The 659-nt window shown below is 46.9% G+C and carries 1 protein-coding gene; it reads right to left on the bottom strand.

The genetic code is table 11. The features are described 5' to 3' along the window. Positions 1-659: branched-chain amino acid transport system II carrier protein (locus KIV40_RS34665; RefSeq protein WP_285353988.1), on the bottom strand; the 659-nt coding region annotated here is incomplete at both ends.

The raw sequence follows: 659 nt of genomic DNA on the forward strand, positions 1-659 counted from the left end.
CATTCGCTACCGTTGCACACGCAACACCAACGATGATCACCCAAGTCTTGTAAGAGAGTGATGTTAGTGAGCTGAAGTAATCAGAACATGCCGATACCAATCCAATTGCCGTCGTTAGACACGCCAGTAGAACGATCACAGACAGAACGATTTGACCAGAAGGACCAAACAGTGATTGAACGTATAGGCTTAGGATTGCACCGCCATTGTCAGCACCTGCCGCAACCGTTGAGCTAGTCGCGCCAAGGAAGAATAGAGAGATGTAAACAAACGCTAGACCAGCCGCTGCAATGCAACCTGCACTGATTAGGTACTTAGTTGTAGCCGCGCGATCCGTAATACCTTTGCTACGGATAGAGTCCACAATCAACATACCGAACATCAATGATGCGAAGGTATCCATAGTGTTGTAGCCTTCAAGGAAACCTTTTGTTAGTGGCTGAGTAATGTATTCACCGTGAGCGGCAAGAACGTCACCTTGAGGGTTAACAAATACAGCAATCGCTAGGACAACCAGACCCACAAACAACGCAGGAGTCAGTACCTTACCAATAACGTCAATCAGCTTACCTTGAGACCATGAGAAGAACATGGCAACCACAAAAAACGCGATAGAAAAGAAAGTCAGGTGAGCTTGAGAGGCATCGATGAAGAACGGT

It is taken from the genome of Vibrio sp. D173a, assembly GCF_030248475.1.